The 16,084-nt window shown below is 39.0% G+C and carries 12 protein-coding genes; 2 read left to right on the top strand and 10 right to left on the bottom strand.

Translation table 11 applies throughout. The features are described 5' to 3' along the window. Positions 1-9: 9 nt before the first annotated feature. The 4 genes from ACOZ9X_RS05330 to ACOZ9X_RS05315 are packed head-to-tail and all read right to left on the bottom strand — an operon-like array spanning position 10 to position 7,864. Positions 10-1,992: a glycoside hydrolase family 15 protein gene (locus ACOZ9X_RS05330; RefSeq protein ID WP_423417288.1), complete on the bottom strand. Its 1,983-nt coding sequence runs from the start codon at positions 1,990-1,992 to the stop codon at positions 10-12. Positions 1,993-1,995: 3 nt separating this feature from the next. After that, positions 1,996-4,407 carry a sugar phosphate nucleotidyltransferase gene (locus ACOZ9X_RS05325; protein WP_423417287.1) on the bottom strand — a complete coding sequence of 804 codons (2,412 nt, stop codon included), beginning with the start codon at positions 4,405-4,407 and terminating at the stop codon, positions 1,996-1,998. After that, complete coding sequence (locus ACOZ9X_RS05320) at positions 4,407-7,205, bottom strand: 1,4-alpha-glucan branching protein domain-containing protein (RefSeq protein ID WP_423417286.1); 2,799 nt, start codon at positions 7,203-7,205, stop codon at positions 4,407-4,409. The genes ACOZ9X_RS05325 and ACOZ9X_RS05320 overlap by 1 nt, the downstream gene beginning before the upstream one ends. A gap of 11 nt (positions 7,206-7,216) precedes the next feature. After that, positions 7,217-7,864, bottom strand: a complete 648-nt coding sequence (locus ACOZ9X_RS05315) for a DUF4912 domain-containing protein (protein ID WP_423417285.1) — start codon at positions 7,862-7,864, stop codon at positions 7,217-7,219. A gap of 368 nt (positions 7,865-8,232) precedes the next feature. On the opposite strand from ACOZ9X_RS05315, the gene ACOZ9X_RS05310 reads away from it, so the two are divergent. Both ACOZ9X_RS05310 and ACOZ9X_RS05305 read left to right on the top strand, forming a co-directional pair. Continuing rightward, positions 8,233-8,424 carry a hypothetical protein gene (locus ACOZ9X_RS05310; RefSeq protein WP_066396184.1) on the top strand — a complete coding sequence of 64 codons (192 nt, stop codon included), beginning with the start codon at positions 8,233-8,235 and terminating at the stop codon, positions 8,422-8,424. A 19-nt stretch (positions 8,425-8,443) separates the two neighbouring features. Then, on the top strand, positions 8,444-8,911 hold the full coding sequence (locus ACOZ9X_RS05305; RefSeq protein WP_144699066.1) for an endolytic transglycosylase MltG: 468 nt from the start codon (positions 8,444-8,446) through the stop codon (positions 8,909-8,911). 407 nt (positions 8,912-9,318) lie between these two features. On the opposite strand, the gene phoU is transcribed toward ACOZ9X_RS05305, so the two are convergent. The 6 genes from phoU to ACOZ9X_RS05275 form a co-directional block, all read right to left on the bottom strand. Further along, positions 9,319-9,978, bottom strand: a complete 660-nt coding sequence (gene phoU, locus ACOZ9X_RS05300; RefSeq protein WP_423417284.1) for a phosphate signaling complex protein PhoU — start codon at positions 9,976-9,978, stop codon at positions 9,319-9,321. A 24-nt stretch (positions 9,979-10,002) separates the two neighbouring features. Then, positions 10,003-10,788 (bottom strand): phosphate ABC transporter ATP-binding protein PstB, encoded by a 786-nt coding sequence (pstB, locus tag ACOZ9X_RS05295; protein ID WP_423418225.1) that lies wholly within the window; start codon positions 10,786-10,788, stop codon positions 10,003-10,005. A 46-nt stretch (positions 10,789-10,834) separates the two neighbouring features. Continuing rightward, positions 10,835-11,713, bottom strand: coding sequence for a phosphate ABC transporter permease PstA (pstA, locus tag ACOZ9X_RS05290; protein WP_191753819.1), 879 nt, complete (start codon positions 11,711-11,713; stop codon positions 10,835-10,837). Further along, positions 11,713-12,669: a phosphate ABC transporter permease subunit PstC gene (gene pstC, locus ACOZ9X_RS05285; RefSeq protein WP_423417283.1), complete on the bottom strand. Its 957-nt coding sequence runs from the start codon at positions 12,667-12,669 to the stop codon at positions 11,713-11,715. The genes pstA and pstC overlap by 1 nt, the downstream gene beginning before the upstream one ends. Positions 12,670-12,775: 106 nt before the next feature. After that, complete coding sequence (locus tag ACOZ9X_RS05280) at positions 12,776-13,735, bottom strand: phosphate ABC transporter substrate-binding protein PstS family protein (RefSeq protein ID WP_423417282.1); 960 nt, start codon at positions 13,733-13,735, stop codon at positions 12,776-12,778. Between the two features lie 236 nt (positions 13,736-13,971). Then, on the bottom strand, positions 13,972-16,023 hold the full coding sequence (locus ACOZ9X_RS05275) for a penicillin-binding transpeptidase domain-containing protein (protein ID WP_423417281.1): 2,052 nt from the start codon (positions 16,021-16,023) through the stop codon (positions 13,972-13,974). Positions 16,024-16,084: the final 61 nt, after the last annotated feature.

The following is a 16,084-nucleotide window of genomic DNA, read 5'->3' as shown; positions in this document are numbered from 1 at the left end:
AATTCTTTTCTAACGAGCAAGTGAGTTTTGCGAAAGTTTCTCATAGACTTTTGTATATTCTTTTAGAACATCAATAAAAGTAGCATGTGACCAAGTGAGAGGGGCAACGGACAAAGCTTCTCCTGTAAACGGATGAAGCTGCTCAGGTAAGACACCTGTAGAAAAGCTATGCTCGTGAACCCAGCGTAAAATTTCATGTGGACGCTCTAGATCTTGAAGTGATTTCGCACATTGAACATACCATTTAGCAAGCCATAACGTGCAAATTAACCAAGGATTTCCAGGAGCTCTTGTCATGTCATGCGTTTGCTGAAAATAATAGTCATTTGTATATCTCGCAATTCCGCCCACACCTGATTTAATGCTCAACTCTTCATTCATCTGCTGCATCGTTCGGACAATCCGTTCATCATCGGCAGGATATACACCGAATGCAAAGAGAGCATACATGCTGGATTCCATCGTGAAATCTTTTTTATAGGCATTATCATCCAACAGATAGATACCTCTTAAAAATCTTCCTGAATCTTCATCATACAAATGCTTTTCCATTCCTGCTTTTATTCGGTCTGCACCCTTCTTATACCTCTCTGCTCGATCATCTTCACCAAAGAGCGTCGCGAATGAGTATGCAGCCATTAGACCACCATAAACAGAACTTGTTGTAAAAGTAAAGATTCCTCTTCTTTCTTCCCATAGATCATAAGAAGGCAACGGCAGGTCTAGCTCTTCTTGCATATATTGAAGCAAGAATCTTGCACTCGGACGAACTAATGACCGATAGAGAGATTGAGCAAACTCAATATCTCCTGTTTCTTTATAATGTTCCCAAAACGCCCAAAGTACAAGTGCCGTTTCATCCTCCTGGATTGGTAGCTGACTTGACCCTTCTTTATCGATCATTGGATGCCACGATGATCCGATCGAACCATCGGGGTTATACTTATGATGAAGGTATCCCTCTTTTGTTAAAACATCCGCACATCTTCGATAGAAGTTCTTCACCATACCATGAAAGCCCGCTTTTGCAACAGCAGCAGCGATTAACGCCCCATCCCTCGGCCACATATAACTGTAATGGTCTCGGTTATAATGCTGAATGTCAGAATCATTGGCCGCTATGATATAACCGTTCTCATTGGTCTGTGTACGAATGATGAGTAAACTTCTATTATATAGATCAAGAAGTTCATCAGAAAGGTTGCATGGATTGATCTTTGTTTTGTTCACCCATCTCCTCCAGTAAACATCGATCTTATCTAGCGTTAACGATGGACCGATCTCCATGAGATAATCGTAGAGAGAGAAAACTTCTTCTCTACTTTTCCCAACGGTTAAAGCATAGTTTACGTCTCCTTTTCCATGTGCCGGAACGATACCTTGCACGGAGAAAGTGCTATCCACAGATCCTTGAGCGATAGGGTTCACATGAAGATGGCCATCTTCGGCATCTCTCCATGTTCCTTCCGCACTTAAAAAACGTTTAACACCTGTTGTGTACTGGTCGATCCCTTTTTGATCGAATGAAGCTGCAAACAAAAAGTACCGATTCTTCTTATAATGGATGATCACAGATTTTTCGGGATCAAAATAGGCTGTATCTCCCACTTCATTTTCATAAATAGAAAGATCTTGGTGAAAGAAAATTTTGATCTTTTTTTCTTCATGTGTTTCGTTTAAAACGGTAATTCTTCGCATGAACATATTTTCTCTTTGATGAACGGCGTCTTCAATCTTCAGCGTTATGCCTTCCTTTACGTTTTTGGCGTATGAGAGCGTAACGAGCGAGTCTAAATGATAACCTGGCTCGATCACCCATTCTTTTGAAGAAAGCCAAGAAAAGGAGCCATTAATACTGGCTCCTAGGCGGTTAACGTGTCCTTGGACATGATTTTGCTGACCGACGTATGGAAAATAGATGTCTCTGATCTGCAAATACTCATCTAAATTGATCAATAATTTTCCGTTTCCTAAAACCAAATGTCTAGGCATCTGTTACACCTGCTGATATAACTGAATTTTTTCAATGTATTGTGATGCCGCTTGTTTTGCTTGTTCAGGATCCGTATTCTGAGAGTAAACGGTAAAAACAGGCTGTTCTACGTCTGGAAGGATAAGTGTCCATCCTCCTTCAGGATGAAACACTTTAATCCCATCCAGCAATTCTACATTGTTGTCACGGATATCCTCCATCAGTCTGCGCATTACTCGGCCTTTCTTATCTTTTGGACATGGTACATATTCTCTTAACATATGCACGTCAGGAAGCATTTTGACGAGTTCCGATAGTGTAATCTTCTGCATCGCCATGATCTCTAAGATATGAACAAATGCATATTGAGCGTCGTATTGATAATTAAGTACCCCATCTCCTACTTCCATGATTGAACGTGGGTTAGCTTTCGTCCGAATCAGCTTACCTTTTAAACGCTCAGCAATGGAATCGAGAGCAGATGATCCATATACCGGGATAGCCATCTCTTTTTGCTTACCTTGAGAAAATGCTGTGAAAACATAGAGAGCAAGCATAGTCTCTTCATCCAATACTTCCCCTGTTTCTGTAATGAGACGTAATGTTTCCCCCGCTTCTCCGATCAATACACCAATATTGGCATTTGTAACTCTCACAAATGATGCCATTTCCTCTGGCTTTGTCTGATATGGAGCGGTGAGGATCTCACAGTTCAATCGATTATATAGATTAGGGATAAAGTTAAGGTACGGCTGGTGATTGTAATTTACCACTACTCTAAACTTAGCTTCTTGAATCCCTTTTTCTTGGATTTCTTCTAGCAGAGCAGAAATGTAATCTTCATGTTTGTTCGCCTGTATGGCACCTTTTCCGATACGATCAAATGATGCACGTCTATAATCTTCCTGCCAATAGGCATTCTCGATTTTTCTTTCAAGATCTGAATGAATCGGAAGTCCTTTGTTATCATAGAATTCAATCATCAGTTGCTTCTCTCCCGTAGGATTAGAGAACCTTACGTAAACACCGCCCTCTAAATGTTCTTCTTCAATAGAGAAACGGACGACTGGTGCGACAGTAGGACTAATATCTAGCGTGTGCACCCCGGAAGAATGGAGCCCTTGTATAAAAGATTGTTTAATCATAACTGAAAAGTCATGCGAGTCACTTGCGATAATGATCTGTGACCCATAAGGAAGAACAGCTCCATAAGCTGATGCCAGCCTTGCGATATAATCTGGTGTGATCTCAACATTAGCGATCCCAGATACTCCTCTAGATCCAAACAAAGATTTTGTAGCTTTTTTACCCCATACGATTGATGTGTGAACAAGAGCTTCTTCGAAGATCTCTTTTTCTGGCCAGATCTTAACATCTGGCTTTAGCGTCGCGTTTCTACCAATCGTACAATGGTTACCGACTACCGCATGTTCAAAGATAGACGCGTCTTTTTCTACTTTTGTACCGTTTGCGATCGTTGCTCCTCTTAATTCACACTGATCTCCTACAAAAACATCGTTCCATAACACCGTTTTCTTTAAAGAACTTCCTGAGCTTACTACACTATTCTTTCCAACAACAGATAGTTTGCCAATATGAGAGCCTTTACGAATAACTGCTCCATCTGCAATGCTTACAGGTGCTTCGATCACAGCTCCATCTTCAATAAAAACATTTTCACCGATCCAAACACCAGGCTCTTTTTCCTCTCCTGCAAAAGGTAGATTCACTAAACCGTTCAACATATCATAATGCGATTGACGATACTGCTGAAGGCTCCCGATATCAGACCAATATCCTTCTGCTTGATAACCGAACAAATTTTTATCCTCTTTCATAAGCAGCGGAAACAAATCTTTACTAAAATCAACTGGCACATCTTTTTCAATATATTGGAACACTTCTGGTTCGAGTACATAGATGCCTGTGTTCACTGTATCACTAAAGACTTCATTCCAGCTTGGCTTCTCAAGAAAACGAATGATCTTTCCTTCTTGGTTAGTCATGATCACACCATATTCTAGAGGAGAATCCACTTGTTTCATAAAGATAGTAGCTAGAGACTCTTTATCTTCATGAAATTGAATTCCTTTTTCAAGGTTGAAATCTGTTAATGCATCACCTGATATCACTATAAAACGCTCATCCAAAAATTCTTCAGCATTCTTAATAGAGCCTGCTGTTCCAAGAGGTGTATCTTCAACAAAATAATGAAGGTTAACACCAAAGTCGCGACCATCACCAAAATAGTTTTTAATTGCGTCTGGTAAGTAATGAACGGTAACGGCGATATCAGTGATACCAAATTTCTTAAGAAGTTCGATACCATACTCCATAACAGGTTTATGAAGCATCGGCACCATTGGTTTTGGCATATTGCATGTAAGAGGTCTTAATCGTGTTCCTTTTCCACCAGCCATAATTACACCCTTCATTAAACGATACCTCCCACTTTTGATGTTTTATTTATTTCTATCGTATAGAGTTCTGCAGTCTTTTCAGCAATAGAATCCCAACTGAAAACGGTTCTAGCTATTTCTTCACCGCTTTTTGCCATTTCTAGACATTGCTCACGATTGCTAAGGATATATTCTACAGCCCAAACAATACTGCCTGGATCGTTAGGGTATATTTTTAGCCCTGTTCTTTCATGGTCAACAATTTCTCTTAATCCACCCGTATCAGAAACGATGGTCAGTTTACCTGCGGCCATCCCTTCTAGTGCAACAATGCCAAACGGTTCATAATGACTCGGAAAAAGAGCAGCATCAGCTTTTGCAAACCATTCATTTCTTTCCTCATCACTAACGAATCCTGCAAGATGAACATATCCTTCAAGATTCCTCTGTTTGATCATTGCTGTTAGTTCATCCATTAAAGGACCTTTTCCAGCGATCACAAACCTGACATGTTTGCCTGAATTCCTTAAAATATCTGCAGCCTCTATGATCGTTTGAAATCCTTTTTCTCTTACAAGCCTTCCAACAGAAAAAAGAAGAAGTTCATGATCGTTTTTATTCTCTATAGAAGGACTTGATTGGAATGTAATCTGTTCTGGATCTATGCCGTTTGGTAGAATCGTTATCTTTTCTTCCGGTATACTAAAGACCCCAATTAACTCATTCTTCATATAGTCACTGCAGACGATCAGACTGTCTGATCCATCCATCAGTTCCCATTCTTTCTGATTGATCTCGTATTGAAGGGGTGATGTAATCCCGTTGTTTCTTCCATGTTCTGTTGCATGAATCGTGGTGATCAACGGAATGTTCAATTCTTTCTTGATGGCTAATGCCGAAACGGAGACAAGCCAATCATGAGCATGAATGCAATCAAAATCAAACTTATTTGCTAATGCCAGCGCTTGTTCAGTAATGGCCAAATTCAAACTCCCAGTCCAGTGGAAAAACGACTCAAACTTCGGCTGATTACCAGCAACTCGGTATACATGTACACCGTTGTTCACCTCATGTTCCGGATATCCTGGAACAGATGATGTAATTACATAGACTTCCGTTCCTTGCTCGACCAATTTTCTTGAAAGATCGAATACATGCCGTGCTAACCCACCCACAACCATAGGAGGGAACTCCCATGAAAGCATTAATATCTTCTTTTTGACTTTAGCTTTTTGTTCACTGTACTGAAAAGCTACGTATTCATCATGTTTACTCTTAAAAAAGTGCCATAAGCCAGTTGTTAACATGAAAGGATATTTGTTTTCATAGTCTGCTATCTCTGGAAGCTGATACGTCTTATTTTCAATCGATCGATACAGTTCATGAAACCTCTCTATATGTTCTTGGAATCTTGACTTGGCATATTCTGTTGCACTATTACCTTCAATGATAAAAGCCCAATCAGAACTAGCGGCAAGCATCCATTCACGAACCATCTGATCTGCATATCGTTCCATAACGATGTTAGGTTCGTCATGTGAAAGACGAGCTGCGAGTTGGACAAGTTTTCTTTCACAGTGATGCAAGTGTCTATACATCCAAGCGTTTGACTCATTCAGCCATACTTCGCCTGTTTGGTTTCGTCCCCATGTTGAAAAGCATGGTCTTACAGTTTCTAAATCTTGATAATGTCTTGTTAAAAATTCTTGAGGTGTGATCCACGTGATGTTTTGTTCAGTTGAAACGTTCATGGATTGAAGTAAAAATTCTGGTCCTTCAAACCACCAGTGTCCAAATAGTTCTGCATCAAATGGTGCAGTTATTAATTGAGGAGGGTAAGATTGTTCGTTGGTATGTAGATATTCTTTAATACGATGACAAAAATCATTAGCATGACCCTGTACTTTATTTAATGCCCAGTCTCTTTGGTACCAGTCTTTGTTCTCCGTCTCCCCAGTTATTCGCCAGTACTTCAAACCTGTATCAACACGAATTCCTTCCGGATGTATGAAGCTCTTTATATATTCGTTCTCCCGTTCATAAGCAACATCTCGATAAAACTCTCGATAATCAAAATCACCCGGATAACCAACAGAAGAATTCCATATCGTTTCTGAGATGCATTGATTTCGAGAGAACAATGCCACCCCATGTGGAGAATATACAGGAGCTCCAATACCTTTTGATGGTACAGGCTTACTTCGAAGTAAAGTTTCTTCATCTACAAAAGTAAACTGTATACCTGCATCAGCTAACGCTTTATCTATACCGGGAGAGTACGCACATTCTGGTAGCCAGAAGCCTTTAGGCTTTTCACCAAAATACTTTTCAAAGGTTTGAACGCCTGCAAAGATCTGAGCCTTAACTCCTTGCTCAGTTTGAACATAGGGAAGGAACGCGTGGGTTGCAGAGGAAGTCATGCAATGAACCTTCCCTAGATCCATATAGCGCTTATAAGCATCTGTAACTTTACAATCGAATTCTTGATAAGTTTCCATGATCCTTTTATAGCGCTCTTCGTAAAAAGCAATAATCTTTTGTTCTTCCATATTAGTAGAATGCTTTTTTTCTTTTTTAACCAGTTTTATCGTAAGGTCTAAATGTTCTAGATAACGTTTTTGAATGACTGGATCGTTTAATAACTCCAACAAAGGAGGTGAGAATGATAGGGTCCAAGACAAGGTTTCAGGCTGTTCTTCGAGTACCCATAACAACGGGATATATGTCTCAGTAAGTGCCTCAAATACCCATCTTTCCTCTAATCGATTCGCTTCTTTATGCCTCACATAAGGAAGGTGAGCGTGCAAGACTAATGAAAAATACCCGTTAGACATGTTTTACTCTCCTATCTAATTTTTTGATAATATGAATAAGTCGAGAAGTTTTCTAGCCATTCGGGTTGTTCAACATTTTGGTGTTTCCATCTGTCGATCTTTTCATCATGAAAACTGTTAAAAAGCGAAGGACTAGTCTCTGCAGGATTTGATCGTAATAACGTAAAAAAACTGCCATCAAATGTTCGTGTACCAATATCAACGATATAAGTTCTTCCAGGTTCTAAGGAATGAAGAAACCAATTGTTGGTCATCGGAGGTAGCTCTACCTCAAATGTTCGATGAGCATTATGGCCGAAAAAGTCAATGTCAGTTATGTCATAGATTTTTAATATTGAGGGAAGGTCTTCCCATCTTGTGCGGAAATGATGTTCTGCCATCTGTTTTGTTGATTCAGATAAACTCCAATACGCATATAAACTATCCGAAGTCCTTGGCATCAGATGAACATTAGCCTCTTCATATTCAAAAGGCATAGACCACTTCTCTTCTTTAAGAACGGGCTGAGATGGAAGTTCATGATTCGATGGTGTTTGCTGCTGCCGATATTTGTTCCAGCGATACTGAACCTTTCCTAAAGACATGTTCATCCTTTGCGCGATCTCTTGAAGGGTTAATCCGTTTTCCTTTAATTTGACAATATCTTCGATCAAGTTCATCACCTCATCCTAATCAATTATTCTAAGAAATGATTTTTTATTACCATATTTTTTATAATCGTATCACTGGATATTTTTATATACAATGTGTCAAAAAAGTCGAAAAATGGCGCTTCCTTATCCCACTTGAGATTTCCGAATATGTAAAGTTTTTGTAACCGGTTAATCTCTCTGATTATTCTGTCAAATTGACAAAGTAAGACAAAATACGTCTTTTTAATTTCACGCTTGCAATGGTTCTAATGGATTAAAATGAGAAAATAGTCGAATTGTAGTAATTTGTGTAAACTTTTGCGAAAAAACCTATACCACAGCAAAATACTATGTTATAAAAGTAAAGGGTATAGCTTTAAATTAGGGAGGATATTATGGAGTTTGCTATTTTTGGATTGTTACTAGTAGGTGTTATTCTTTTGATTCTTTCCTTTAGAAAAAACAAGGAAGCTTCAGTTGAAACACAGCTCGAGAACTTTACTATTCAGTTAATGAAAGAGATCTATCAAATAAAAAAGAAACTAAAAGTTCTTGAAGATGAAATGATGATTAACGATAAGAATTAATTTGTGAGGGGTAATGAGTATGACAAGCAAAAACCTTCGCGGATTTTCAGCAGGTATAATCCTTTCAACAGGAATTTTGGCTGGTTTTTATTATACGGCTGATGATGCTGATAAAACTTCTGAACTAACAGAAGAATCGGTAGCTCAATATCTTTCTGAAAAAGGCGAATTAGCAATTTCAAAGGAAGAGTATACTTCACTTAAAGATACTGAAACAGCTGCGGCTCCGGTTGCAAAAGAAGAACCTAAAACCGTACCTCCAAAAGAGGAAGATAAGGTGTATCAGATGACTTTAACAATCACTCAAGGAATGAGTACTGGAGAAGTATGCGACCTTCTGCAAAAAGAAAACATTATTAAAAACAGCGATGAGTTCTTAAAATATTTGCGTACGAACAACTTAGAAGGTGCAGTAAGAGCTGAATCTCATCAAGTAAACAGTAAGATGAGTTTTGATGAGATTGCGAAAGAAATAACAAGTTCATAATTCTACATAAAATAATAAAGGCTGTTTTCATAAACTTTGTTGCTTTTGAAAGTGTTGATTTCCGTGTTCAGGCTGCTCGCTTTCCACGGGGCAGGCGCTGAGCCACATTCACACTTTTCACTCTTAAGTGTCTCAGTTGTCTAGTTGTAGTGGCAAGCCCCTCAAGGTCAAAAGTTAAACGGTCTGTGATGAGCAAAGTGCTCCTTCTAGCCCATTCAACTTTTGCTTGTCGGGGCTGAAGGAGCCACTTCCACTTTTCAAACTGCCCGCCTGTCCCGTAGGAGTCTCGCACCTTTGACAATTAATTGTCAAAGGTGACAAGGAGTTCAAAGCAACAATCTTTTAGAAAAGAGCGATATTAAAAGAAGCGAGCACTGATCATTTCAGTGCTCGCTTCTTTTATTTGTTTAATCGTTTAAACCATATCTCTTCCCTTTTACAAGAAAGATGATGCTTTCTGCAATATTCGTTGCGTGGTCCGCTGTACGCTCGATATATCGGCACACAAACAGAAGCTGACTGATCTGAGAAAGGTGCTCAGGATTTTTAGTCATGAGCTCTAATAGCTCTTTTATGATCTTTCCGTACGTCTCATCTACTTCATCGTCTAGTTCTGCTAGTTGTTTCGCTAAAGCCACATCTTCTTCCACATATGCTTTGGTAGCAGTTGTTAGCATAGCGATCGCTTGATGTGCCATCTTAGGAAGCTCTTCTAAAGGTTTGATGAGCTCTTGTTTTCCGATTCGAATTGTAGACTTCGCAATATTAACAGCAAAGTCAGCCATTCGTTCAATATCTGATGATATTTTGATGGCAGCAATGATTCGTCTTAGGTCAGATGCTACAGGTGCTTGTTTAGCGATCAATAGAATGGCCATGTCGTTGATTTCATCTTCAAGGACATTGATACGATTATCATTTTCAATAATCTGTAAGGCTTTATCGAGATCTTGATTCTTTAATGCTTCAACAGAAAGCTCTAATGCTTCCTCTGCCAATTTAGAGATCTGTACGATCGCTTGTTTCATCTCTTCTAACTGAAGCTGAAAATTTTCACGAACAACCATTTATCTCACTCCTATTTTCTTTGATTAACCGAATCTTCCTGTAATATAATCTTCCGTTCGCTTATCCGATGGATTTGAGAACAATGTGCTCGTATCTGTATATTCCACAACTTCTCCATTTAAGAAGAATGCAGTGCGATCTGATATACGAGCGGCTTGTTGCATGTTATGCGTAACAATAACAATGCTGTAGTCTTTCTTAAGCTCTTGCACGAGCTCTTCCACTTTTAAAGTTGAAATCGGGTCTAGAGCAGATGTAGGTTCATCCATAAGAATAACATCTGGTTCGATCGCTAAGCATCTTGCAATACATAGACGCTGTTGCTGACCACCTGATAAACCATATGCGTTCTCATGCAGACGGTCTTTTACTTCGTCCCAGATCGCGGCACCTCTTAAGCTTTTCTCTACAACTTCATCTAATACTTTTTTATTCTTGATACCGTGAATACGTGGGCCATAAGCTACGTTTTCATAGATCGATTTAGGAAATGGATTCGGTTTTTGGAACACCATACCAACTTGCGTACGAAGCTCTTCTACACCGTATTTAGAATCAAAAATATTCTTGTCTCTATAAACAATTTCCCCGGACATACGGACGATGGGAACCATTTCAACCATTCTGTTCAACGTCTTAATAAAGGTTGACTTACCGCAACCTGATGGCCCGATGATGGCAGTAACCTGCTTTTCAGGAATATCAAACTTAATATCTTTTAAAGCATGATCCTGTCCGTACCATAAGTTTAAATTATTGATCTTAAAAACAGGTGTGAAATCCTGTTCTTTTTCATTCTTTTGAACCATTTGTTTATTGATTGTAATATCCATGTTCTCGTCCTCCTACTCTCTATTAGAAGCGTTTATGAAATTTATTTCGGATTAATACTGCGATTGAATTCATGATCAGCAAGATGATCAATAAGATAATAATTCCACTCGCTGCGAGCATATGGAAATCTTCTTGCGGTCTGCTCGTCCAATTGTAAAGCTGAATCGGCAATACTGTAAACTGCGAGAATATGTTTTCTGGAACAAACGCTACATACGCTAATGCACCTAATACTAATAGTGGTGCAGTCTCACCAACAGCACGTGATAGAGCTAGAATCGTTCCTGTCAAAATCCCAGGAAGCGCCGCAGGAAATACAATTCTTCTGATTGTCTGCCATTTTGTAGCACCCATTCCGAAAGAAGCTTCTCGAATTTCTCTCGGCACAGTTCGGATCGCTTCTTGTGAAGCAACAACGATTACAGGGAGTATTAATAGGCTCATCGTCAGACCACCTGCAAGTACACTTGATCCTAAACCAAGAAGTCGAACGAAAATCGTTAGACCTAATAATCCAAAAACAATTGATGGAACACCCGCTAAATTTGAAATATTAATCTGAACAAATTTTGTAAAAGCGTTCTTTTTCGCGTATTCTTCAAGATAAATTGCGGTTCCGACACCAAGGATAAAAGAAACTGGTGCTGTTACAGCCATTACCCAAATGGTACCGAGTAGCGCAGCCCATATACCTGCACGTTCAGGCATTCGCGATGCAAAGTTTGTAATGAAATCTAAGCTTAGATATGGTAAACCTTCTGATAAGATTCTGTAGATCAATACTCCTAATACGAGTAAAGAAAAACAAGTTGCAAGAATAAAAAGGAATTTTGCAAAACCGTTTGCTGCTAATCTCGTTCCCATTCTTTTTTTAACAGATTCTTTATTGATTAATGGCATTAATATTCCTCCCTAAACTTGCGGGAAATGAATTGAGCAAGTAGATTCATGATTAATGTAAAGACGAACAACGTCATACCTACAGCATAGATACTATAATAGATGGTCGTACCATAGCCCGTGTCCCCTTGGCTGACCTGAACGATATAAGCTGTCATCGTTTGGATAGACTCTGTTACATTGATATCTGCAGTTGGTCTAGATCCACCCGCAATCGTAACGATCATCGTTTCTCCGATTGCTCTTGAGATCCCTAGTACGAATGATGCGATAACTCCTGAGAGTGCAGCCGGAAGGACTACTTTCATTGCCACTTCAAAACGTGTTGCACCTAGAGCCAACGCACCTTCTCTCATAGAGTTCGGAACAGCATTCATCGCATCTTCAGACAATGAAGCAATCATCGGAATAATCATAATTCCTACTACAATCCCTGGACTTAGTGCATTAAAGATTGAAATTCCGCCTGGGATGAATTTATCCAATAAGGGCGTAACGAATGTAAGAGCAAAGAATCCATAAACAATTGTTGGGATTCCAGCTAATACTTCTAAGATAGGTTTAATGATTTTTCTTGTTTTTGCTGATGCGTATTCACTTAAATATATAGCTGCAGCAAGACCGATCGGGATAGCAACAACCATCGCAATAGCTGTAACAGTCAGCGTACCCATGATAAGAGCAATGATCCCGAAGTCTGCATTTTCGTCAGATGTAAAAGGAAACCATCGAGTATTTGTAAAAAACTCAACAATTGAGATTCGGTTAAAAAATGTAAAAGTTTCTGTTAACAATGTAAAAACGATACCTATTGTTGTAAAGATAGATATAATTGCACAGATTAGAAAGATTTTTGGAACTACCTTTTCCATTACCGCCGATTGACTTCTTGAAGACTTATTCTCCTGAATCATAGAGCGGATTGATTTTTGGTTTGTTTTATCTCTGGACACCAACAAGACCTCCTATAATTCGACAATACTAAACAGGTGAAAGGTGAGGAGATTTCTCGCTCCTCACCCTTGTTTATGATTCTTATTCCTCTACTTCAATAAAGGATAATTATTTACCTGCAAGCTCATCTAGCTTTTTCATTTGCTCTTCGTATTTTTCTTTTGGAAGAGAAACGTATCCGATTGTATCAGATGATGCTAGCTCTCCTGCATTCTCTAGAGCAAATTTCACATATTCATAAACGGCTTCATTATCTTTTAATGATTTGTTATTTACATAAGTGAACAATGGACGAGAAAGTGGAGCATATTCTCCAGATTCAATTGTTTCAGGAGTTGGCTCGATTGGGCCGTTACCTCCATCAATCGGAACTGCTTTTAACTTATCTTTATTTGCTTGATAATATGCATAACCGAAGAATCCAATGGCATCTTTAGATCCAGATACACCTTGTACGAGTACATTATCGTCCTCTGATAGCTGAGCATCACGACGCATAGGCTCTTCTTCAAGAATCACTTCATTCCAATAGTCGTAAGTACCAGAATCAGTTCCTGGAGAGAATACTTCAATTTTTTTATTAGGCCATCCTTCACGTACATCTGCCCATGTTTTTGCTGCATCTTTTTCAAGGTAGATCTTTTTTAGTTCATCCACTGTAAGGTGGTCGATAAAATCATTATCTTTACTTACAACAACAGATAATCCGTCTTTTGCAAGTTCAAATTCTGTAAATTCAATTCCTTTTTCTGATGCTGCAGTTTTTTCTTCTTCTTTAATTGGACGAGAAGCGTTAGAAAGATCAAGCTCACCACGCACAAATTTTTCGAACCCTCCGCCAGAACCAGATACTCCAACTGGTGCTTGCACATCAGGATTTGCAGCTTGGAACTCTTCAGAAACAGCTTCCATGATTGGGAATACTGTGGAAGATCCATCAATTTTAATCTTTCCACTAAGATCTCCGCCGCCAGCAGCTCCTTCTTCACTCTTGTTTCCACATGCTGCTGCGAAAACTAGGATTAGCGACATTACTGCTAAAAGGTACACAGACTTCATTTTCTTCATCTTGATAGGTCCCCCTAAAATATGATTATTTCGTCTTATCATGTTAGAGAAGTTTTTCTCAGGTCATGATCCCTTTTTAAAAAGCTTGTTTCTTTCTTACATGTTCTACAATAAACCTTGAATGTGAACTACGTTTTAATGAATTGTAAAGGTATTGTTAAGACTGGTTTATGCATGAATATGTTATTAGTCTTTGCTATCTGATTTAATCTATACAAAAAAGAACCACGCCTCAATTAGCGTGGTTCTTCTTGATTTTCTTCTATAGGATCAGACTTTGTTGGTATTCCTTCTTTTTTCATTGCGAAGTAAGCATCCAAAGCACCTTCAGCAATTTCACTATTCGTACTTCCTTCCTTAATATCGGGAACTACAACAGCAAATGCTACTTCTGGATTTTCGTATGGTGCATATCCAATCAATGTTTTGTTAACGATTCCGGTAGCTTTATCAATCTCAGCTGTACCTGTCTTTCCAGCTGGATTATAGTCTTTATTCTTAAACTTCCAAGCCGCAGTACCGTTATTACCGTGCATCACTTCATAAAATCCTTTTTGTACAACCTTGATCTGACTTGGTGACATCTCAATCTTATTTAAGACGTTTGGCTCAAAACGGTACTGAAGCTTACCTAATTTATTTGGATCTACAGAAGGCTCTCTCACCTCTTTCAAGAGGTGCGGCTGCATCCTTAATCCGCCATTGGCAATAGTTGAAACATATTGAGCCATCTGCATCGGTGTGTACGTATCAAACTGTCCGATAGAGAAGAACATCACTTGTGATAGTTCACGGCTCATTCCTGTATTATACCCGGTCGCTTCAGAAGGCAGATCAATTCCAGTTGGGACACCAAGTCCGAATTGGCTATATGAGTTTCTTAAGATTTGAAACGCTTCTTGAACTTTGTTTTCATTAAATCGTTTGTTTGAATAATCGTACCCTGCGAGTTTCATGGCAATATGCCACATATATACGTTTGATGAACGTTCTAAGGCTTCAACAGCATCAACTGGTCCCATACTTTCATGTGATTTCAGCGATCTTCCATCTCCAAAAGTGAGTGGCGCATCGTTTATCACGGTATTCGGAGAAACAACGCCTTGTTGTAAACCTGTGAGTACAGTAGCTCCTTTAACAGTTGAGCCCATTGCATACGAATGATAAACGTTACCAAAAGGAATATCTATAAACTTCCCTGTCTTTCGGTCATATTCTTTAGCAGCCATAGATAGGATCGCACCCGTATTTGGATCCATCATCACAACATACGCACTGTCTAACTTACTGTTGGCATATGCATTTTTCCCTCGGATGGCGTCCTTTAACTTTTCTTCAATGACTTTTTCGACTTCTTGTTGAAGACTCATGTCTACTGTTAATACAAGATCGCTCCCTCTTGAGCCTTCTTCTTCAACAGGGTCTCCAACCGGATTTCCTTTTTTATCAGTAACATATTTGATCTTGGTTTTCGTGCCACGAAGTAGAGATTCGTATTGTTCTTCCAGAAAACTCGTTCCAACCATATCATTACGATCGTTGCCTCGAGAAGTATAATAGTCCATTCTTGACTTAGGAATTTGTTTTACTTGGCCAAATATATCTCGTAATGAATTCTTAAACGGATATGAGCGTTCAGCATCCGGCTTAATGTCCACTCCTTCTAACTCAGGTAAGTGTTCACTGATCATCGCAATCTCTTTTTCGGTAGCTCCGATCTTTATACGTTGTGGGGATAGAGTATATCCTCGGTCCATCTCACTTTTTATGGCCAAGACCTCAAGTTCTTTTTCAGAAAATGAGTTAATATCCTCTTCTGTTACCTTTTCTAGCATTAAATCGTATAGTTCTTCTGGAGGTGTATCCTTCTTTTCCTCTTTAGAGATTCTTGACTCTACTTGCTTTTCGTTTAGAAAAATAAAATAATCTTTCTTGTCTCGTTCAGTCAGCTCATCTGTTCCCTTATCGATTAAATCGGCTAACTTCAGTGCCAGCTGATGTCTTTCTTCAGCATCAGCTTCTTGTGTTCTCGTATATGTAATAGAGAAAACAGGTTCATTATCAACAACTACGCGATAGTTAGCATCGAGCATCTTGCCACGCGGAGCATCCAGTTTCGTTGTCACATTTTCTGTTAAATAAGCCGTTCGCTGATATTCCTCTCCTTTTACGATCTGTACATAGCCTAAGCGAAGAACTAGAACAGAAAAGAGAAAAAATACAGATATGAACAGGGCATTGATTCGAATCGGAACATGATTTTTCTTCTTATTATCTTTTGTTTTCATAATATTGTAAATCTCCCTTTAAAACAGCACAGACACCCAAAGAAGGGTGTCTAAAGCGAAC

The sequence above is a fragment of the Fictibacillus nanhaiensis genome (assembly GCF_049537595.1).
Classification (GTDB): domain Bacteria; phylum Bacillota; class Bacilli; order Bacillales; family Fictibacillaceae; genus Fictibacillus; species Fictibacillus nanhaiensis_F.
The sequence above is the reverse complement of the archived record's forward strand: the minus strand, read 5'-3'. Positions and strand labels throughout refer to the sequence as shown.